The organism is Methylobacterium sp. Leaf91 (genome assembly GCF_001422815.1).
In the GTDB taxonomy this organism is placed as follows: Bacteria; Pseudomonadota; Alphaproteobacteria; order Rhizobiales; family Beijerinckiaceae; genus Methylobacterium.
Genome location: NZ_LMMP01000034.1, coordinates 126070 through 147088, shown reverse-complemented (window position 1 = coordinate 147088; position 21019 = coordinate 126070). Strand labels below are relative to the sequence as shown.

At 65.4% G+C, this 21019-nt stretch carries 16 protein-coding genes; 7 read left to right on the top strand and 9 right to left on the bottom strand.

The window, feature by feature from the left end; all coding sequences use genetic code 11:
- Positions 1-71 precede the first annotated feature (71 nt).
- The 4 genes from ASF32_RS17575 to ASF32_RS17560 all read left to right on the top strand — a co-directional run bounded on the left by ASF32_RS17575 (position 72) and on the right by ASF32_RS17560 (position 4488).
- Positions 72-449, top strand: coding sequence for a DUF952 domain-containing protein (locus ASF32_RS17575; RefSeq protein ID WP_056431194.1), 378 nt, complete (start codon positions 72-74; stop codon positions 447-449).
- Complete coding sequence (locus tag ASF32_RS17570) at positions 446-1534, top strand: quinone-dependent dihydroorotate dehydrogenase (RefSeq protein ID WP_056431192.1); 1089 nt, start codon at positions 446-448, stop codon at positions 1532-1534. The genes ASF32_RS17575 and ASF32_RS17570 overlap by 4 nt, the downstream gene beginning before the upstream one ends.
- Before the next feature lie 351 nt (positions 1535-1885).
- Positions 1886-4186 carry an FdhF/YdeP family oxidoreductase gene (locus ASF32_RS17565; RefSeq protein WP_056431188.1) on the top strand — a complete coding sequence of 767 codons (2301 nt, stop codon included), beginning with the start codon at positions 1886-1888 and terminating at the stop codon, positions 4184-4186.
- On the top strand, positions 4183-4488 hold the full coding sequence (locus tag ASF32_RS17560; protein ID WP_056431184.1) for a hypothetical protein: 306 nt from the start codon (positions 4183-4185) through the stop codon (positions 4486-4488). Before ASF32_RS17565 ends, ASF32_RS17560 begins: the two co-directional genes overlap by 4 nt.
- Before the next feature lie 18 nt (positions 4489-4506).
- On the opposite strand, the gene fliP is transcribed toward ASF32_RS17560, so the two are convergent.
- Positions 4507-5283, bottom strand: a complete 777-nt coding sequence (fliP, locus tag ASF32_RS17555) for a flagellar type III secretion system pore protein FliP (RefSeq protein ID WP_056431181.1) — start codon at positions 5281-5283, stop codon at positions 4507-4509.
- A gap of 163 nt (positions 5284-5446) precedes the next feature.
- On the opposite strand from fliP, the gene ASF32_RS17550 reads away from it, so the two are divergent.
- Complete coding sequence (locus ASF32_RS17550) at positions 5447-7519, top strand: M3 family metallopeptidase (RefSeq protein WP_056431176.1); 2073 nt, start codon at positions 5447-5449, stop codon at positions 7517-7519.
- Between the two features lies 1 nt (position 7520).
- Here the strand turns inward: ASF32_RS17550 and ASF32_RS17545 are convergent, their stop codons facing one another.
- The 3 genes from ASF32_RS17545 to ASF32_RS17535 form a co-directional block, all read right to left on the bottom strand.
- The gene (locus tag ASF32_RS17545; RefSeq protein ID WP_056431175.1) at positions 7521-9311 is read right to left on the bottom strand and encodes a hypothetical protein; all 1791 of its coding nucleotides are present in this window, start codon (positions 9309-9311) and stop codon (positions 7521-7523) included.
- Between the two features lie 110 nt (positions 9312-9421).
- Entirely contained in the window at positions 9422-11326 is a 1905-nt protein-coding gene (gene flgK / locus ASF32_RS17540) for a flagellar hook-associated protein FlgK (RefSeq protein ID WP_056431170.1), read from the bottom strand.
- Positions 11327-11363: 37 nt separating this feature from the next.
- Entirely contained in the window at positions 11364-12737 is a 1374-nt protein-coding gene (locus ASF32_RS17535) for a flagellar hook-basal body complex protein (RefSeq protein ID WP_056431591.1), read from the bottom strand.
- 243 nt (positions 12738-12980) lie between these two features.
- On the opposite strand from ASF32_RS17535, the gene ASF32_RS17530 reads away from it, so the two are divergent.
- Together ASF32_RS17530 and ASF32_RS17525 are read left to right on the top strand one after the other, a co-directional pair.
- Positions 12981-13448, top strand: a complete 468-nt coding sequence (locus ASF32_RS17530) for a BLUF domain-containing protein (protein ID WP_056431168.1) — start codon at positions 12981-12983, stop codon at positions 13446-13448.
- Between the two features lie 55 nt (positions 13449-13503).
- Positions 13504-13956: a response regulator gene (locus ASF32_RS17525; protein ID WP_056431165.1), complete on the top strand. Its 453-nt coding sequence runs from the start codon at positions 13504-13506 to the stop codon at positions 13954-13956.
- Between the two features lie 20 nt (positions 13957-13976).
- Here ASF32_RS17525 and rsmA read toward each other — a convergent pair whose 3' ends face one another.
- Genes rsmA through lptF form a run of 5 tightly spaced genes read right to left on the bottom strand, consistent with a single transcriptional unit; the run spans position 13977 to position 20842 of the window.
- Entirely contained in the window at positions 13977-14813 is an 837-nt protein-coding gene (gene rsmA / locus ASF32_RS17520; protein ID WP_056431163.1) for a 16S rRNA (adenine(1518)-N(6)/adenine(1519)-N(6))-dimethyltransferase RsmA, read from the bottom strand.
- Positions 14810-15829: a 4-hydroxythreonine-4-phosphate dehydrogenase PdxA gene (gene pdxA / locus ASF32_RS17515; protein ID WP_056431160.1), complete on the bottom strand. Its 1020-nt coding sequence runs from the start codon at positions 15827-15829 to the stop codon at positions 14810-14812. Before pdxA ends, rsmA begins: the two co-directional genes overlap by 4 nt.
- A gap of 48 nt (positions 15830-15877) precedes the next feature.
- Complete coding sequence (locus ASF32_RS17510) at positions 15878-18517, bottom strand: LPS-assembly protein LptD (RefSeq protein ID WP_156467871.1); 2640 nt, start codon at positions 18515-18517, stop codon at positions 15878-15880.
- Between the two features lie 56 nt (positions 18518-18573).
- Positions 18574-19662 (bottom strand): LPS export ABC transporter permease LptG, encoded by a 1089-nt coding sequence (gene lptG / locus ASF32_RS17505; RefSeq protein ID WP_056431154.1) that lies wholly within the window; start codon positions 19660-19662, stop codon positions 18574-18576.
- A gap of 10 nt (positions 19663-19672) precedes the next feature.
- The gene (lptF, locus tag ASF32_RS17500) at positions 19673-20842 is read right to left on the bottom strand and encodes an LPS export ABC transporter permease LptF (protein WP_056431151.1); all 1170 of its coding nucleotides are present in this window, start codon (positions 20840-20842) and stop codon (positions 19673-19675) included.
- Positions 20843-21019 lie beyond the last annotated feature (177 nt).

Here is a 21019-nt window from a genome sequence, read left to right as displayed (position 1 = left end):
AATAGCCGCTGGTTGCGACGGATGCCTGCCCGTTCTATCGCGGTCGCGGTCGAACCGGAAGGCAACGCGCGATGTCAATGATCTACAAGATATGCCCGCGTGCCTTGTGGCGCGAGGCCGAGGAAGCGGGCCGGTTCACCGGTGCTCCGGTCGACCATGCCGATGGGTTCATTCATTTCTCCACCGCCGACCAAGTGGCTGAAACTGCATCTCGGCATTTCGCCGGTGTTCCCGATCTCGTCCTCGTCGGGATCGACGCCGATGCGTTGGGAGATGCCCTTCGCTACGAGCCCTCGCGCGGCGGGGCGCTGTTCCCGCATCTCTACGGCGACCTCCGGCTCGATGCGGTCAGGTCCGTCACCGATCTTCCGATTGGGCCGGACGGCCGGCATCTGTTTCCCGCCGATCTGGTTTCGCCCACTCCTCCCTCGACCGGAGCATCGGCATGATCGGCGCGCTCTTTCCCCTCGCAAAGCCGATCCTGCATGGCCTCGACGCCGAGACGGCGCACAACCTCACCTTACGTGGGCTGGCTCTTCTGCCACCCCGCAAGCCGGCCCCGGACGATCCGAGGCTCGCGGTTGATGCCTTCGGCCGTCGGTTCCCCAACCCGGTCGGACTGGCGGCAGGATTCGACAAGGGCGCGCAGGTGCCCGATGCGCTGCTCGGCCTGGGCTTCGGCTTCGTGGAGGTCGGCGGCGTCGTGCCGAAGCCTCAGGGTGGCAACCCACGCCCGCGCGTGTTCCGTCTCAGCGCCGACGGCGCCGTCATCAACCGCTTCGGCCTCAACAGCGAAGGGCTCGACATCGTGCGCGGCCGCCTCGCGGCGAGAAGCAGTCGACCCGGATTGGTCGGAATCAATATCGGCGCCAATAAGGAGTCGAGCGACAGGATCGCCGATTACGTGGCCTGCACCTCGGCACTGGCGCCGCATGTCGCCTTCGTCACCGTCAACGTCTCTTCGCCGAACACGCCCGGCCTGCGTGACCTTCAGGGCGAAGCGTTCCTGGATGATCTGCTCGGACGCGTGGTCGAGGCTCGCGACAAGGCCTCCGCCGGGACTGCGATTCTGCTGAAGATCGCCCCCGATATCTCGCTCGAAGCGCTCGATTCCATCGTCGCCACCGCTTTGCGGAGGAAGGTGCAGGGGCTCGTGGTCTCCAACACCACCATCGCGCGGCCCTCCGGTCTCGCCGACGCCTCCCTGGCCAGGGAGACCGGAGGCCTCTCCGGGCGTCCGCTTTTCGAGCCGGCGACCCGCCTCCTGGCGGAGACCTACCTGCGCGTGGGCGGCACCATCCCGCTCATCGGCGTGGGCGGCATCGACTCGGCCGAGGCGGCCTGGACCAAGATCCTCGCAGGGGCGAGCCTGCTGCAGCTCTACTCTGCGCTGGTCTATGCCGGTCCTGGGCTCGTCGGATCGATCAAAGCCGGCTTGCTCAGAAAACTCGCCGCGGAAGGTGCTTGCGACCTATCGACGATCGTCGGCCGGGACGCGGCGACGCTGGCCAAACTCGGGACAGCTGCCGCTTAGTCTTTCGAGAAAGCCCGGATCCCCGGCGTCTCACTCCAAAAGGGGGAGGACGCGGCAGGACCGTCTTCCGCATCGCGGCACGAACCTCTGTCGGCCGGGTGCTACTCATGACGCGCGAGATCTAACCCGGCTTTCGTCGCATGCGGTTCATGCGTCTGACGCGGGGTCGAGTTTAGAACTTCGAAAGACTGCTCGGTTTCGCGCCAATGCATCGTCGTAAGCGCATGACTGGCCCGCGTTTATCCGTGTTTGAGTGACCCGTGTGCGGTGCGATATCGCTGGTGGAAGAGGACGTGGTTTCGCATGGCGATTCCGCCGTCCAGGCCATTTTTTGCCGAGCCAGGATCGTTCATGGATCACCCGGTCGCGTCCCCCAAGCGTTCCTCCGCCGCTGGCGGTTGGGGCGCGCTAAAGAGCTGCGGCAAGCACCTGCTGAGCAGCCGCGCCCCGCTCTCCGGGGCCCGCGCCATGCTCAAGGCCAACCAGCCCGACGGGTTCGATTGTCCCGGCTGCGCCTGGGGTGACCCGGCGCACGGTTCCTCGTTCGAGTTCTGTGAGAACGGCGTGAAGGCCGTCTCATGGGAGGCGACCGACAAGCGTACGCCGCCGAAGTTCTTCGCGAAGCACACGGTGACGTCGCTGCGGACATGGACGGATTACGCCCTGGAAGGCGAGGGCCGCCTGACGCATCCCATGCGCTACGACGCAGCGAGCGACCGCTACCTGCCGGTCAGCTGGGATGCGGCCTTCACCGAGATCGGCGCCACTTTGCGTGGTCTCGACAGCCCCGACCGGGCCGAGTTCTACACCTCCGGCCGCGCCTCCAACGAGGCGGCTTACATCTACCAGCTGTTCGCCCGGCTCTACGGCACCAACAATTTCCCCGATTGCTCCAACATGTGCCACGAGGCCAGCGGCATCGCCCTTCAGGCGGCCATCGGCATCGGCAAGGGCACCGTCCTGCTCGAGGATTTCGAGAAGGCGGACGCGATCTTCGTGGTCGGCCAGAACCCCGGCACCAACCATCCGCGCATGCTCGGCGACCTTCGCAAGGCGGCGACCCGCGGCGCCCGCGTTGTCGTGTTCAACCCCGTGCGCGAGCGCGGACTGGAACGCTTCGCCGACCCGCAGAACACGGTTGAGATGCTGCGCGGTGCGAGCGCCCCGGTGGCGAGCCATTATTACCAGCCGCGTCCGGGCGGCGACATGGCGGTGTTCCGCGGCATCGCCAAGGCGGTTTTCGCCGCCGACGACGCGGCGCTCGCCGCCGGCCGGCCTTCCGTCCTCGATCGCGCCTTCCTGAGCCACCATGCCGAGGGGCATGAGGCCTATCGCGCCGTCGTGGAGGCGACCACCTGGGAGGCGATCGAGGACCAGTGCGGCCTGTCCCGCGCCGATATCGAGGTCGCGGCCGACGTCTATCTCGGTGCCGACAAGGTCATCTGCACCTGGGCCATGGGCGTCACCCAGCACAAACACTCGGTGGCCACCATCCGGGAGATGACCAACGTCATGCTCCTGCGCGGCAATATCGGCCGTCCCGGCGCCGGCCTCTGTCCCGTGCGCGGCCATTCCAACGTGCAGGGCGACCGCACGGTGGGCATCAACGAGAAGCCGCCGGCCGCCCTGCTCGACGCCCTCGAGCGTGAGATCGGCTTCGTCGCCCCGCGCAAGCACGGCCACAACGTCATCGGCGCCATCGGCGCCATGCTCGACGGATCGTCCAAGGCCTTCATCGGGCTCGGCGGCAATTTCGCCCGCGCCACGCCGGATACGGCGCTGGTAGCCAAGGCGCTCGCTTCCTGCGAGCTCACCGTCCACATCGCCACCAAGCTCAACCACTCGCATCTGGTGCCGGGCCGGGTCGCCTACCTGCTTCCTTGCATCGGCCGCACCGAGATCGACCGGAATTCGAAGGGCAAGATCCAGATCGTCACGGTCGAGGATTCCATGAGCATGGTCCACGGCTCGGGCGGCATCAACAAGCCCGCCTCGCCGGAGCTGCGCTCGGAGATCGCCATCATCGCCGGCATGGCCGCGGCCACCGTCGGGTCGGACAAGGTCGATTGGGCGGCCCTCGCCGACGATTACGACGGCATCCGCGCGTTGATCGAGCGGACCATTCCGGGGTTCGCCGGTTACAACGCCCGCGTCCGCCGTCCGCGCGGCTTCATGCTGCGCAACCTCGCCGCCGAGCGCAATTTCGAGACGACCACCGGCAAGGCAAATTTCTCGGCCGAGCATTTGCCCGAGGCGACGGAGCACCAGCAGGCGCGGACGAAGGCCGGCACCTTCGTGCTGCAGACCTTCCGCAGCCACGATCAGTACAACACCACCGTCTATGGCCTCGACGACCGCTATCGCGGGGTCTACGGCGAGCGTCAGGTACTGTTCGCCCATCCCGACGACCTGGCCGAGATCCGTGCCGTCGCAGGCGACCGCGTCGATATCGTCGGCACCCATGACGACGGCGTGGTGCGGGTGGCCGAAGGCTTCCGCCTCGTGCCCTTCGACATGCCGCGCGGCAGTCTCGCCGGTTACTACCCGGAGCTCAACGTCCTCGTTCCCCTGTCGTCCTTCGGCAAGGAGAGCGACACGCCGACGTCGAAATCGGTCATGGTATCGCTTCGCCGTCCGGCGGAGGCAGCGTGAGCGAGCCTCCTGCCGATGCCGAGACCTTTCTCGCCGTCACCGATTCCATCGCCGACCTCCAGCCCGGCCTTTCCACCCTGGAGGCCGGGCTACTCGCGGGCCTTCATCTGAAGCTCGCCGCCGACAGCCGAAGCTTCGCCCGCGTCTTCGGCGTCGAGCACGCGCTCGTCCTGCGTGCGGTGGAGACCCTGTCCGGGGAGGCCGAACTTCTGGCGATCACCGAGCGCAATCAGAAAACCCAGCGGGCGCGCTACGAGGCGACCCCGGCGGGTCTCGCCATCCTGGATCACCTGCACGGCTGAGTCTCTGGGTTGCCGCCGTCAGCTTCCGTAGCTCTGGATCAGCGATCCGGCCACGAGGGTCCAGCCGTCGACCAGCACGAAGAAGATCAGCTTGAACGGCAGGGCCACCGTCGCCGGCGGCACCATCATCATGCCCACCGCCATCAGGATCGAGGCGACGACCAGATCGATGACGAGGAAGGGGATGAAGAGCAGGAAGCCGATCTCGAAGGCGCGGCGCAACTCCGAAATCATGAAGGCCGGCGTGACGATCTCCAGGCCGATGGCTTCCGGCCCGGCGGGGGCGGGGGCCTTCGCCATGTCGAGGAACAGCTTCAGGTCCTTCTCGCGCACGTTGCGCAGCATGAAGGTCTTGAACGGAGCCGAGGCCCTCTCGAACGCCACGCCCTGGGTGATCTGGCCCGCGATGAGCGGCTCGATCCCGGTGCGATAGGCCTCGCGCGCCGTCGGCGCCATCACGAAGGCGGTGAGGAACAGCGCGAGGCTGGTGATGACGGCGTTCGGCGGAGCGCTTTGCGTCCCCAGCGCCGAACGCAGGATCGACAGCACCACGACGATTCGCGTGAACGAGGTCGCCATCACCAGCACCGAGGGCGCCAGCGCCAGGACGGTGATGAGGGCGACGAGCTGGAGCGCCCGCTCGGTGACGCCGCCCTGACCGAGATCGACCGAAAGGCTCTGTGCCGTAGCCGCGCCGATGCCGGCGGCCAGGAAGCCGCCCGCCGCCAGCACGAGTCTGGCGGAGCGGAGGGAAACGGAGGTGGTTCGGGTCAGGGGTGCCATGGCGGGGCGCAACCTGCGTCGGCCTGAGCTTGGGTGCAAGCGCCCAAGGCCTGGAAGCCCCTTCGTTGAAAACCCGAGTGACACCGTGGCGAAAATGCCGACGGGACTCTTTGCGCTCGCTTGCCGGGATGACTAGGTTCCCTCGCACAGGCCCGGACGACACCGAAGGACGACCATGACGAGCGCAACCGCCACCGAGACCCGGGACATCGGACCGTTCGCCGAGGCCGTATGGGACACGCCGTTCGGCATTCCGCCCTTCGAGCGGATCCGGCCGGAACATTACCTACCCGCCTTCGAAGCCGCACTCGACGCCCACGATGCCGAGATCGCCGCCATTGCCGGCAACACCGAGCCTGCACGTTTCGCCAACACCGTCGAGGCGCTGGAGCGCGCCGGCCTCGATCTCGACCGCGTCGCCTCCGTCTTCTTCAACCTCAGCGGCAGCAACACCAGCCCCGAGCTCCAGGCGGTGGAGCGGGCGATCACCCCACGCCTCGCGCGCCATGGCAGCGCGATCTATCTCAACCCGCTGCTCTGGGCGCGGATCTCCGCCGTCGATCCGGATACGGAGGCACTCGGCGACGAGGAGCGCCGCGTGCTCGACCGCTACCGCACGCGCTTTCGCCGCGCCGGTGCCGATCTCGCCCCTGAGGCGAAGACCCGGATGGCGGAGATCGCGGGGCGGATGGCTGAACTCGGGACCACGTTCAGCCAGAACCTGCTGGCCGATGAGGGCGCGTTCATCCTCCCCCTCGACGGTGAGGAGGATCTCGCCGGGCTCCCCGAGTTCCTTCGCTCCGCTGCCGCCAGCGCCGCCAAGGATCGGGGCGACGAGCATGCGCACATCATCACCCTGTCGCGCTCGCTGATCGAGCCGTTCCTGGTGTTCTCGACCCGGCGTGACCTGCGCGAGAAGGCCTATCAGGCTTGGATCCGGCGTGGCGAGAGCGGCGGCGCCACGGACAACCGGGCCATCATCGCCGAGATCATCGCCCTCCGCGCGGAGCGGGCCCGCCTGCTCGGCTTCGACAGCTTTGCCCATTTCAAACTGTCGGACACCATGGCGGGCTCGCCCGACGCCGCGATGGAATTGCTGCGCAACGTCTGGACGCCGGCCCATGCCCGTGCCGGCACCGAGCGCGACCGCCTGCAGGCCCTGGCCACGTCCGAAGGGGCCAATATCGCCCTGGGGCCGCATGATTGGCGCCACTATGCCGAGAAGCTGCGGAGGGCCGAGCACGATCTCGACGAGGGCGAGATCAAGCCCTACCTGCCCCTCGATGGTGTCATCGCGGCCTCCTTCGATACGGCTTCACGCTTGTTCGATCTGCGCTTCGAGGAACTCACCGACTTTCCCCGCTACCACCCCGATGTGCGGGCCTGGGCGGTGCGCAATGCCGACGGGTCCGAGGTCGGCATCTTCCTCGGCGATTATTTCGCGCGGTCTTCGAAGCGCAGCGGTGCCTGGATGAGCGCCTTCCGCTCACAGGAGCGGCTCAACGGCACCATCACGCCGATCATCGTCAACGTGATGAACTTCGCCAAGGCGCCGGAGGGTGAGACACCGCTGCTCTCCTTCGACGACGCGCGCACCCTGTTCCACGAGTTCGGCCACGCGCTCCACGGCCTTCTCTCGGACGTCACCTATCCGCTCCTCTCGGGCACGGCGGTGGCCGGCGATTTCGTGGAACTGCCCTCGCAGCTCTATGAGCACTGGCTCGAACAGCCTCAGGTCCTGCGCGCCCATGCCAGGCATCACCGCACCGGCGAGCCGATGCCGGAGGAGTTGCTGAAGCGCCTCTTGGCGGCGCGGGCCTTCAACCAGGGCTTCTCCACCATCGAATACACCGCCTCGGCCATCGTCGACATGACGCTGCACCTGTCGAGCGGCGGCGAGGACGGGCTCGATGTCCTGGCCTTCGAGGCCGACGCGCTTCAGCGCATCGGCATGCCGGCGGAGATCTCCATGCGGCACCGCTCGCCGCATTTCGCCCATATCTTCTCCGGCGACGGTTATGCGGCGGGATATTACAGCTACCTCTGGTCCGAGGTGCTCGATGCCGACGCTTTCGACGCGTTCCGCGAGGCGGGCGATATCTTCGATCCCGAGACGGCGGCGCGGCTGCGCAAGTTCGTCTACGGCGCCGGAAACCTGCGCGATCCCGGTGAGGCCTACATCGCCTTCCGCGGCCGCCTGCCGAGTATCGATCCGCTGCTGCGCAAGCGCGGCTTGGCGGCTGCCTGATTCAGGAGAGATAGTTCGTCAGAGTCAGTTTCGAGAGCATCGAGGTCACTTGGTAGCTCGCCTGAAGCTGGTTCTGAAGTGCCAGGAGCTTCGCGGTGACTTCCTCGAGGGAGACCGTATCGACGCCCTCAAGACTGTCCTGAAGAGTGGCCCTGGCGGCGCGGTTGTCGGTCTTCGTCTCCGTCATGGTCTTGGCCGCCAGGCTGAGATCGCTGGCGATGGCCTGCATTCCCTCGCGCCCGCCAGTGGAGGTAAGGAGCGAGCGTGAACGTTCCGAGACGGCGAGGTAGCGTGCCGCCTCGGACGTTCCAGTCTGCGTGGTGGTGAAATTTTGCACCGCGACCTGTGCGATCCCGGCGAGGACCGCGCGGATCGGCACCTCGTTGGCCTGGGCCCCGATGCCGATCGTCCGGTCCGAACCGATCTGCACCGATGCCGTCGCCCGCGGATCGGTCGAGGTATCGTCGCCGGTGTACCAGATGACGGTCGTAGTGCTGGCCCCTTCCGCGTATCCGTTCCCGTCCGCCGATACGCGGCGCGGTGCAAAACCCTCCGTCTTTGACCCGGCGAAGAAATCCTGAGAGGCGCGCGACGCCGAACTCGCCGAGAGGGTCGTCCCGGCCGTCTCCTTCAGCGCGTTCGACAGGGCGGTGGAGATGTTGGCTGCGACGTCACCGGTCAACGAGAACTCGGTGGTGGACTTCGCATCCGCGTTCGCATTCGCGGTCAGCGTGACCGACTGTGTGGTGCCGTCGCGAAGCGCAAGCTTGAAGGTCAGCGTGTCCCCCGCCGCCGGAGGGGCTTTTACGGCCAGCTCCACAGAGGCCGGCGTGCCGGTGCCGAAATTCGCGGCGAGCCCGAGGGAGGCCTTGCCCTGGATACTGGCAACGGCCTGGTTCTCGAATCTCTTGGTGAGGGCGGCGGCGGTGTCGGCGGCAGTGCCGAGCGGAATCGTATTCGTGGCGTCCGCCGGAGGATTGGCGGTAACGATCAGGTCGGTGAAAGTCTGGGTTCCGTCGGGCTGGTTGATCGCCACGCGAATCCGGTCGCCTTCCGCCGGCGCATTGGCCACGGAGAAGGTCACGGCCGGATTCGTGCGGGGCTTCATCGGCTCCGCCGTGATGGCCGCCGGGTTCGAGCTCGCGGCAGAAACGAGGCTGAAGCCGAAATTCGCGCGCGCTTCCGTGCCTCCCGCGCCGAGATCCTCTTCGCTGACCGTAACGGTGGAGCCCGACACGCTCGTGGCGATGCGGCCATTGCCATTCGGACCGAGGTCGGCGGCGATCTGTTCGCTCACCACGGTCTTGAGGCCGTCGAGGTTACGGCTGGGTATGCCGTTGAGGATCGCATCCGACGAAGCGACGGGCGGAGCGTCCGAATCGCGACCGCCGAAGATGTAATTGCCGGCGACGTCCTGGTTCAAGGCGTCCACGGCGGCGTCCAGGCTGTTCCTGGCTACCTGCACGGCGTTCGAACCGGACGCGATCGACCCGCTATTCAACGAACCCTGGACGATGCCGCTGAGGTTGGAGAGCTGTGTCACTGCCGAACTGGCGACGGTCACCCGCGTCGTGTTCGCGTTGATCGCGGCATCGTAGCCATCGAGCGCGCTCAGCGAGGCGTGGGCAGAGAGGCTGGTGGTTCGCGCCGAGCCAATGCCGCCATACGTCTCCGCATTGCGTCCCGTGGTGAGCTGGGCCGTCAATGTTTCGAGGCGCGCCTTCTGGCTGACCAGATTCGCCGTGTTGCGGTCCTGGAAATAGGTGCCTGCCGTGAAGGCGCTGATCGTCATCGTGACCTCGGCGAATGGGTCTTTACGGGTTTGACCGATGAAAGACGCCGGAGAATTGACCCGAACCGTGGAAACCACGTTTCGGAAGAACCGGATGCTGGAACGAGGCTCTAGATCCGGAGGAGCGTGTCCAACATGTCGCGCGCGGCCGTGAGGACGCGCGCATTGGCGGTATAGGCCGTCTGCAATCCGACGAGCTTCGACATTTCCTCGTCGATCTTGACGCCGGATGTGCTCGCGAACCGGCCCTGGGCCGTGGCAAGGGCGATGCTTTGCCCTTCGTCGAGAAACTGCGCGGTCGCGGTGGCGGCGCCCTGGGCGTCGATGATCTTCTGGGTGAAGTCCTGAACCGAGGTCGTGAACGGGGCGCTGATGCCCCCGATCCCGCTCGCCGCCGAGAAGGTCCGGCTGGCGGTCGTGAGCGCGTCGTAGAGGAACTGCGGCCGCGTCTTGTCCGTTTCGCTGGTCGAGGACGCGATCTTCACCAGCGATTCTGTCTTTGCCGCCACCGCCGGGTTCACGGCGATGCGTTGGGCAAAGCCTGTCAGCTGCGAGCCGCCATCGAACGAGCCGGTGAAGAGGCGGCCCTTGCCGCCGCCATCGACGAAGAGCGGGATCTGCGGCTTGCCGTTCGTCACCTCGTCGGCCGTTTTCGACTGGGTGACGCTGGCGGTGATCCCCTGGAGCGTCGCGGCCCCGTTCGCAGGGATCAGGATTCTGACCGTGCCTTCTTTGCCGACAGTACCGCTGGATGTCACGGTGAATGACGAGCCGACTGCGTCGGTGACGGCTTGCGAGCCGAGGGCAGCGGCGATCGAGTCGCTGAACTTGGTCGGGTCGCTTCCCGCCGTGAACGGCACGATGGTCGCCAGCGGGTCGGCGACATCGGTCCGGTTGACGGCTGCGGGCGGATTAGAGCTGGACGGAACCAGGATCAGGTTGCGCTGGGCGCCCTTGTCATCCTTGAAGCTGATCGTGATGGCATTGCCGGCGCTCAGGCCGGTCAGGTCGATGTCGAATCCCGCCCCGCCCGCCGCCGTCGCAGGCGTGCCCACCGCCGAGCTATCGGACAGCGACCGCGACAGGCCCGCCGCGAGATCGTCGAGCTGGCGCTGAGCCTGGGGCAGAACCGTATCGCGCAGTTCGATTCCAGCAGCCAGCGAGCCCGAACGGATCGCGTTCGAGGCCACCAGATCGATCGTTCCGCCGCCCGGCGTGGTCGCCGTGATGGTTCCGACGCCGCGCTGAGCGGGGTCCGCGGAATAGCTGTCCTCGGGGCCGAGCGTGCCGCGGCCGTCGAAGCTCAAAGTCGCCGCGCTGGCCCGGTCCACCAGGGTCATGCCGGAATTGGTCATGACCGTGACGGTCCCGTCTCGCTGCACCGAGGCCTGCACGTCGAGATAGCTGGAGAGGGAATTGAGAGCCTGGTCGCGCTGATCGAGCAGGGCGACCTTGGACCCATCGTCGCTGGTGGCCGCGATCTTGACGTTGAGTTGAGCGATGGACGAGAGCAGGCCGCTGGCCGCCGACGTATCGTTGGAGAGCTGGCTCTCGGTCGCGGTGCGCAGGGATTGGACCCCCTCCGCGATGCTTCCGATCTTCGTCGCGAGGTTCGATGCCGCGGCGACCACGGCGGAGCGGGCGGGCGCGGAGTCCGGGGCAGCGCCGAGCGTCTGGAGCGACAGGGTGAAGCTGTTCATCACCCCGTCGAGGGCGCTCGTCGTGCCGGGCGTGCCGTAGAGCTTGTCGAGCTGGGTCCGGACGTCCGCCATCATGCCCGTATAGGCCGCGCCAGACGTCTCCAGCCGCAGCTGCTTCAACGAATTCTCGTCGAAGACCCGGTTGATCGTGCCGAGGGCGACGCCGGAATTGCCGGGCCCCTGCGCGACGGTGTCGAGCGAGCGCTTGACATAGCCGGTGGTGCCGACATTCGCGATGTTCTGCGAGACGATGCCGATGGCGGCCTGGGTGGTCTTCAGGCCGGCCGCGGCCGTGTTCAGGGCTGATAACGACACGCTTGCCCTCCTTCTACGTCACCGGAAAAATCGGACCTCAGCGGATGATGTTGATCAACGCGGACATCATATCCTGCGCGGTCGAGATGACCTTCGTGTTCGCAGAATAGGCCTGTTGGGTTACGATCATCTTCGAGAATTCACTCGCAATGTCCGTATTCGACTGCTCGATGTTCTGGCCTTCGATCGTGGTTCCGTTGAGGCCCGTGACTGGGGCTCCAGAATCGAGGGTCTGACGATAGTTGCCTGACGAATCGGCCTGCAGCCCGTCAGGATTCGTGAATTGCACAACCTTTATTTTGGCCAATGAGACCGTATTCCCGTTGCTATAGCTGCCGACCACATCTCCAGTTTCGCTCACTGAAAGGCTATTCAGCGTACCCGAGCTGAAACCATCCTGCCGAAGAGCAGTGGTCACGAGACCCGCTTGACTGTGAGCAGTCAAACCACTGGCGCCATAGTCAAATGACACCGGTCCAAGGGCAACATTGTCGATGGTAAGGCCAGAGAGGGCGATGGAATCACCAGCAGGATTTGTGAGTTTACCGCCCCCATCAAACTGAAACGCGGTGCCGACATTCGTCCAGGTCGAGTCAATTCCGCCATTCGTGCTGCTGTTGGCGTAAAACAGGTTCCACACATCCTCCTTGGCAGGGACAGTGCCTGCCGCAGGCGAGGCATCCTGAACTTTGGCCCATCGCATGTTCAAGGTGGCTGGTGCTCCACTGTCGGAATAAGCCGTCAACAAAGGGCCAGGAAGGCTACCGGCAATAAGGACACCAGCGTCGGCCGCACTAACGATCCCTGTTTGATTAGTGCCACTTAAAACCACTGGATTCGTTGAGGATTGAGTAAAAGTCTTTCCAACTAAAGAAACAGAAGGAGTTTCTGGAAGATTCGCTGTGTATTCAATCTTGGTCGTTGGCTTTGCAGGCACCGGCAATCTTGAAATCTGAATCGGACCTTCGCCCGTAGCGAGACCAGTTGCTGGATCGAGACTAGTTCCGGTCAGGTAGGCACCGCCGCCATTACGAAGAAAGCCTTCAGCATCGTTCGTGAAATCGCCGCGGCGCGTGTAGAGGTTTCCTGCCGAGAACGAAGTCTGACCGTTGACGTCGCTGGTCTTCGTCTGCACGGCGAAGAAACCCGGCCCGTTCAAGGCGATGTTGGTCGGGATCTCGGTGGCGATAATGTTGCCCTGAATCGAGTTGGTCAGAACGGAATTCGCCCTGACGCTGCCGGAGACCTGACGATCGGGCGCCTGCTCGGCGACGAGGTCGACGAAGCTGGTATCGACCCGCTTGAAGCCCGTTGTCTGCGAGTTCGCGATGTTGCCGGAGATGTTCTCCAGAGAGAAGCCCTGGGCCTTCATGCCCGAGACCGCCGTCTGCAGCGCGGAAAACACATCCATGACCGGCAACCTTTGTTGAAAATAACGTGGACCGAAATTGGTTCATTCCATCATCCGCAAGCGGGATGCCAAATCTAAGCCATTGAAATAACGAGATAATATTTATGGCCGGCCGGCAAGAATGGCCTTTTCCCCGAGGCACCCGGCAGCTTTTGCCGGTTCCGTAAAAGCTTGGCGCATCGTTTACCCAGCGTTATGCCTGTGCCGGTTATCATCCAGCCGTGAGCGCAACGGGCGGGGATCATGAAGAGCAAGCGGACGACCCTTGTCCACCTCATCTACTTCTCCCGCCTGAATCTCGCGGCGGACGCGGCAGGCCGGACGCGTCAGCTCGGCGAGATCACCCGTCAGGCTCAGAAGAAGAACGAATTTTCGGTGATCACCAGTTTCCTGCTGGTGGAGCAGAATTTCGCCGCCCAGATCATCGAGGGCGAGCGCACCTCCGTGAACGACACGTTCGGCCGGATCAGCAACGACACCCGGCATCGCGACGTCCAGATCGTCGAGTGGCGCGAGATCGTGAAGCGGGAATTCGTCAATTCGTTCGTGACCGTCATCCGCAACCCAGCGAACGACGCGGTCTTCCAGAAGGCCGGCTTGCTGCCGATGTTTCAGCGCGGCACGCCGAAAGCCGGGGTCATCCATTCTCTCGCGGTTGCACTCCAGGCCGAATCCATGGCCAAACAGGGTATCGACCATCTTTTCGTCTGATATTCCATCTCAGCCTTCCTGACGTCGGATATCCGACCCTGAGCTTCGAAAGCCCATGAGCGAGACGCCACCGATCCTGATTGTCGACGATCAGGAGAAACTGTTGAAGCTGGTCATCCTTCTGATGACGCGGATCGGTTTCCCCGACGTCGATGGCGTGACCAGCGGTCCCGACGCGTTGGAGCGGCTGCGCGAGCGCAAATACGCCCTGGTCATCTCGGATCTGGCCATGGAGCCGATGGACGGGCTGACATTGCTGCGCGAAATCCGCGGCGACGATGCTCTGATGAACACGCCTTTCATCCTCACCGAAGCCTCCTTCGATTTCGAGGACATCAACCTCGCTCACCAGGCCGGCGCAGACGCCTTCATCCTGAAGCCGTTCGATATGTCGGTGCTGAAATCGAAGCTGAAGCAGGTCATCAACCGCAAGCCGCGCCGCCGCGAGGCGCCGCTTGCAGCCGAATCCGCCTTGAACGTCGATTTCCCGATGCTGGGAAAGTTCTGAGCGGCCGAGCGTCGGCGCGATCAGTCCAGCGCGCGCGCCATCGCGACGAAGCCCGCCACCGGTACTTCTTCCGCTCTGGCCGTCTCCACAATTCCCGCCGCGTCGAGCAGGCGCGCCGGATCGGGTGTGGCGGCCTTCAGACTCTGGCGCAGCATCTTGCGACGCTGACCGAACGCCGCGCGCGTCACTCGTTCGAGCGCCGTCACCGAACAGGGGAGGGGCGTGTGCCTTGGCCTCAAATGGACCACGCTCGATGTCACCTTCGGTGGCGGTACGAAGGCCGAGGGCGCCACGTCGAACAGGATATGCGCCTCGGTGCGCCAGCCGCAGAGAACGCCCAGGCGTCCGTAATTCGCACGGTCGGATTCGTCCGCGACGATCCGTTCAGCCACCTCGCGCTGGAACATCAACGTCAGGGATTCCCACCAGGGTGGCCATGACGCTTCGGTCAGCCACCCGGTCAGCAGCGGTGTCCCGACATTGTAGGGAAGGTTTGCGACGATCCGCACCGGCCCGTCGCCGACGAGGGGGCGCGGGTCGAACCGAAGCGCGTCGGCATCGACGACATCGAGACGACCGGGGTAATGCGCGGCGATCTCTGCGAGGGCGGGGAGGGCGCGCGGATCGCGCTCGATCGCCACCACGCGGGCGGCGCCCGCCGATAGGAGGGCCCGCGTCAGGCCGCCGGGGCCGGGTCCCACCTCCACCACCGTGACGCCCTCGAGCGGGCCGGCCGCGCGTGCGATCCGCCCGGTAAGGTTGAGGTCGAACAGGAAGTTCTGTCCGAGCGCCTTCTTCGGCGCGAGGTCGTGTTTCAGCACGACATCGCGCAGGGGCGGGAGACCGTCGTCGCTCAAGAGTGCTGACCTGCAAGTCTGGCGGCAAGGCGCAGGGCGCCGATGAGACTGTCCGGCCGCGCGATGCCCTTGCCGGCGATATCGAAGGCCGTGCCGTGGTCGGGGGAGGTCCGAATGAAGGGCAGGCCGAGGGTGACGTTCACGCCGTCGTCGAAAGCGATGGTCTTGATCGGGATCAGCGCCTGGTCATGGGTCGGTGTCAGCGCGACGTCGTAGTTCGCCCGGGCGCGGGGATGAAACAGCGTGTCCGCCGGAAGCGGACCCCTGATATCGATCCCCTCGTTCTGGAGTTGCGCCACGGCGGGTTCGAGCACGTCGCGGTCCTCCGTTCCCATCGTGCCGGCCTCGCCCGCATGCGGGTTCAGCCCCGACAGGACAAGGCGCGGATGGGCGATTCCGAACCGATCGGTGAGGTCGCGCGCCACGATCCGCGCCGTCTGGACCACGAGGTCCTGGGTCAACAGGTCCGGCACCCGGCGCAGGGCGACGTGAATCGTCACCGGGACCACGGCGAGCGTTTCGCTCCACAGCATCATCACCGGAAGGGGCGCGGCTTTGCCGGGCTCCACCGCGAGGGCCGCGAGGAACTCCGTATGACCGGGATAGGCGAAGCCGACGCTGGTCAGGACGTATTTCGCGATCGGATTGGTCACGAGGGCGATCGCCTCGCCAGACCGGACCAGACCGACCGCCGTCATGATCGATTCGAGGGTCGCGCCGGCATCCGCCGCACTCGGCCGTCCGGCCACGGCGCCGACCCGGGTGCCGCTCGGCAAGGGCATCACCGGGAGTGCGCGGGGAAAGACCTCGACTGCGAGATCGGGTCCGACCTCCGCCACCGGAACCTGAAAGCCGAGGCTGCTCGCCCGCCCCTCGATGAAATCGGGATCGCCGATGAGGAAGAACGGCGGAAGCCCGGCCCCTTCGTCCCGGGCCAGCCAGGCCATGAGAGCGATCTCCGGACCGATACCGGCCGGATCGCCCATCGTGAGCGCAATGGGTCTATGCACCGTCATGGCCTGTTTCGTCGCCGAATGAAGGCGAGACCGGGCTCTCGCCCAATCTCACCGGGTCGCCGCGATGCCGTCGGCCGTGCTCGCGATGTTGACGTTCTGGCGCAGGTCGACTTCGCCGAGGGTCTTCAACTCGACGCGCAGCAGCACGGTGCGGTTGCGCTCCGTGACGCCGAGGGCCGCAGCCGTCGGAGAGACGATGTAGTTGAGCGAGAAGGTGGTGCACTCGTCCTGATAACCGCCGCCGATGCTCAATCCGGCGAGGTTGGCGCGGCCGGGATTGGTATAGACGGGCGCCGCGCCGACGGGATTGGCGAGATAGGACGTGTAGGCGTTGGCGAAATTATCGCGCACGTCGAGATAGTGCGTGAGATCGACGAGGGCCGAGCCGGTGACGAACCAGTTCGGGGTGATGTGGTAGGTCGCCGACGCGGTCAGGCCCTCTCTGCGGTTGTTGAAACCGAGCAGGGGCTGGGCAGCGTAGTAGGAGTAGAACATCGACAGGTCGATGGGCGCGAAAGGCGCGAGGCGCGCGATGACGCCCGTCTCCATGCGGTTGACGGAGAAATCCCGCTGTTCGAAGCGCGCGCGGCTGACGAAGCTGATGTTCTGGTTCGGCGACAGCTGGAACCGTCCGACATAATCGGATTCCCGACGCTCGAGGCCGGAATCGAGGCCGACATTGGCGAGGTCGCCGCGACGGAACGAGTTGACCCCGGCGACCTGGATGGATTCGCCGAACATCACGTTCGCGTACCAGCCCGACGGCGTCACCACCGAGTATTGTGCGCCGAGATTGGTACGGACGCCGCCCTCGACGCGGTCGTAGCCGGAGAACTTGTCCCATTCGAACAGCGACGTGTCGTCGAAGACGAGGCTCTGCGCGTCCTCGTTGGGCAGGCGCCCGATATGGGTCTCGCTCGGACGGATCACGACCTGCGCGATGGGTTCGAGCGTGTGGACGCCGAGGGGGCCGAAATTGCTCACGAAGGGATAGCGGTAATCGAGTCCCACCGCCGGCATGACCCTCCCTGAGAAATCCGAATCCGTGGTGCTGATCGTCTGCGCCAGGGCGTTCTGATAGCCGGAATTACGCGGGTCGACGAAGAAGGCGTCGGTGCGCAGATAGGCGAAGGGCGTGAACACCTGGCCGGCATCGTCGATGAATGTCCGGCGCCATGACAGCTGCGCCGATGCGCGCGTGTTACTGCCCGCCAGGCCGCGGATGATGCAGGTGCTGCGCGTGAAGGTGGTGCAGGTCTCGTAGAGCGAATAGGTCGTCCCGTTGACCGTGGGGTTGAAGTAGTAGGAGCCCGTGCGCGGGATCGCCTGGAAATCCGTGGCCTCGCGGTCGAGATGCGTGATGTTTGCCTCGAAGCGGACTTCGCCGCCGAGGAAGCCCGGACCGTTGATCCGCTTATCGTAGTCGATCACCGGCGCGACGATCGGCTGCTCCTTCTGCCAATCGTAGCTCGACAGGCCCTTGAAATAATATGCGCGCGCCTCGAACCACGAGCGGTCACCCTGACCGATCAGGTAGGCCGTCGACACTGCTTCACGGAAGTAATCCGTGGTGATGCTCGAATTGCGAACGCGGTAATTGTCGAGGAACCATTTGTCGGTGACGCCGACGACGTCCCAGCCGGTGCGCCAACGGTCGTTGATGTAGAAATTACCCTTGGACTCGATCGAACCACGGAAGTCGCGGTCCCCCGCGCCGAGCGGGCCCGGAAGGAAGGCGCTGGGCGTCGTCTGGAAGATGCCGGTGGCGCGAATGGTATAGGAACCGGTCTCGAGCCGGTGACGCAGTTCGCCCTGGCCGAGAATCCCCTGCTCGCTCAGGAAGGAGGGCGACAGGGTGATATCGAAATTCGGCGCGACGTTGATGAAGAACGGCGTCGAGATGCCAGTGCCGAGCGCGGTGGAGTTGATGAAACGCGGCGTGAGGAAGCCGGTCTTGCGCTTCACCGTCGGGTCCGGCGCCTCGAAATAAGGCAGGTAACCGACGGGGATACCGGCGATCTCGAGGGTCGATTCCTCGAACCCGATGATGTGGGTCTCGTTGTTGTGGATGATCTTGGCGGCGCGCACCTGCCACAGCGGCGGCGTCTCCGGGTTGTTCTTGCACGGCTCGCAGGCCGTGTAGGTGCCGGATTCGAAGGTCGTCTGCTCGCCGTCCACCCGCTCGCCGCGCGGCGCGGAGAAGCGCGTCCGCACCGGCTGGCCCCGCATTTCGACGGTCTGCTGGATGCGCAGGGCATCGACGAACCCGTTCCGGAAATCGTCCGTCAGCTCCATCGTATCGCCGGTCACGACGGCACCGGTCTCGTCAGTGAGACGGACATTGCCTTCGGCGAAGACGCGACTGCTGGCCCGGTCGTAGCGGACACGGTCGGCCTGAAGGGTACGCGGGCCGTAATGAAGCTCGGCATTGCCGCGCGCCGTGACGGTGTTGTTGTCGTTGTCGTAGATCAGCTCGGCGGCTTCGACGAGAAGCCGCTCGGCCGGCTTGCCCGTGGGGGCAGGCGCGGGCTGCACGGAAGCCTTGGGCGGAGTAGCCTTGCGGGCCTGGCCCTTGTCGCTTCGACCGGTCGCCTGCGCGCTCGCTCCATCGGTGCCGAGCGTGAGCGCGGCGCCGGAGACGAACGCCAGCAAGCCGGCGAGCTTCGCGATGTCGGAGACTTTACGCAACCCGTGTCCCAACCTCTGCCTCGGCCTCGTTTCGCATCCCGTCACCGACAACGGCATCAGCCGTCCTCCTGATAGAGAAGCGTGAGCGTACCGAGAAGACTCCCTACCACGGCCGGGAACCATGCCGCCACCGGGGGCGACACGATGCCTGATGCGCCGAGGCCTTCCATGACCTGCCGCGCGACGTAGAGGAAGAACCCCGCCGCCACGCCGCCAAGCACAAGCTTGCCCACTCCACCAAAGCGGAAGAACCTTAAGGAAACGCTGGCTGCCACGAGCACCATGGCAACGAAGAGAATGGGCCTCGCCATGAGGACATCATACTGGAGTCGGTAGCGCGTCGCATCCAACCCGGCCCGCTCCGTCCGTGCGATGGTCTCGTTCAGTTGCCAGAAAGGCACAGATTCCGGAGGCGTGAAGCGCTGCTTCACCTGACCGGGATCGAGATTGGAGGCGAGGATATAGGTGTCGTAGCCCTCTGGCGGCTGGCCCTTGGTGAGGAGCCGCGCGTCCTGAAGGGACCAGTAACCGTCGTGCAGCGTCGCACGCGCGGCTTCGATCTGCGACAGGAACACCCCGTTCTCGTCGAACGTGTAGACCGATACCCCCGCCAGGGTGGTGCTACCCTCGATCGCCGTCCCGGCACGGAGGATCGCCTGTCCGTCGAGACTGTTCTGGCGGATCCATAAATCCTTGCCGGAATTGGCCTTCGTGGATTTCGCGAAGATCCTGGCCTCGATCTCGGTCGAGCGCTGCTTCATCGCCGCCGAGAGGGGATTGTAGACCCCCACCGTGAAAGCCCCGATGGCCAGCGCCACCAGGATGCCGGGCTGGAGGAACTGCCAGGCGGAGATTCCGGCGGCGCGCGCGACCACGAGTTCGAGCTTGCGCGACAGCTGCAGCAGGGCCGCCATGGAGCCGAACAGGATCGCGAAAGGCAGGACGCCCTCGGCGACGGCCGGGGTCCGGTAGAGCGAGAGCTGGGCCATCAAACTTGTGGACGCGCCCTCGGTGTCGCCGGCGCGCCGCAGCAATTCGACGAAATCCAGGGTGTAGACCAGGGCGAAGACGGTGATGAACACGCCGAGCACCGTGCGCAGGAAGCGCAGGGCGAAGTAGCGGCCGAGGGTGAAGCCGATCATCATCGCGGCGGCCTCACCTGTCGCCGAGGCGCGGCCGGCGCAGGATGGCGCGGCCGAAATTCGTCAGGGTCATGGAGACGCGCGCGTTCCAGTCCCGCACGGCGGCCCCGTTGAACACGACGAGGCAGGAGATCGCCAGCGCCAGAATCGGGGCGGCGTAGATGGCGAAGACGGCGCCCTGGCTTCGCACGGCCGCGCTGCTGGCGGCGAAGCCCGCGATGCGCAGCACGATGACGGCGATGACCGCACCCGCCATTGCCAGACCGCGACCCTGGCGCGTCGTGCGCGGATCGCCCAAAGCCGCGAAGGCGATGAGGGTCAGGGCGAGAGGATAGAGCCAGGCCGAGAGCCGGTCATGCACTTCGGCGCGGAAACGGCCCTTCTGCGTCTGGTAGTAGGATTCGCTGGTGTCGGGGAAGAGGAGTTGCGCGGTCGACCGTTCGCGCGGCTTGTAGACGGTCTCGCCGTCCGGCGGCGTGAAGGCCGCGAGATCCACCGTGTAGCGCTCGAAGGTGATGATCGAGGAATCCCGCGAATCCTTCTGCTGCCGGTGAATGCTGCCCTTCTCGAGGGCGAGATAGCTCTGCCCCTCGTAATCCACCGCCTGTCCCTGCTCAGCGAGATAGACCACCGTCTTCCCGGCCTCGCGCTTGTCCTGGATGAAGATGCCCTGGAGCGTGCCGCCGGGACCGCGCTCGCGGAAATGGAAGGTGATGCCGCTGTCGAGCTCGGTGAACTGGCCCTCCTTCACTACATTGGCGATGAAGTCGCCGCGCACGCGGGTCAACACGTCGCGCAGTTCCTGGAACGAGGACGGCATCACCTGGATCGTCAGAAAGGCGACGCCCGCGCTCACGATGAGCCCCAGGGTGAGGAAGGGACGCAGGATCCGGCGCGGCTGCATGCCGGCGGCCGACATGACGATGAGTTCGGAATCGCCGTTCAGCCGGTTCAGGGCGTAGACGACGGCGATGAACAGCGCCACGGGCGCGATGACGGTGATCAGCGTCGGCACCGAAAGCCCGGTGATCAGGAAGAAGATGACGAGGGTCTGACCCTTGGCCGTGATGAGGTCGAGCTCACGCAGGGCCTGCGTCACCCAGATCGTGCTCGTGAGGCCGATCAGACAGGCGAGAAAGGCCCCGGCCGCGATCCTGAATATGTAGCGCTCGATTTGCGTCATCAGATCTCGCGGCGGGCCCTAGCGCATGGCGTCCGTGGGACGCGTCCCACGGACCTTCCTCATGCCCCCCGGCATCGTGCCCGTCCACCGATGTCGATCACTCTGGGGCACTTCAATTCGGGCGGTTTCGCGGCGGGCGGATCGCGTTGCGTTCTCCGCATCAATGGGTACACAGGG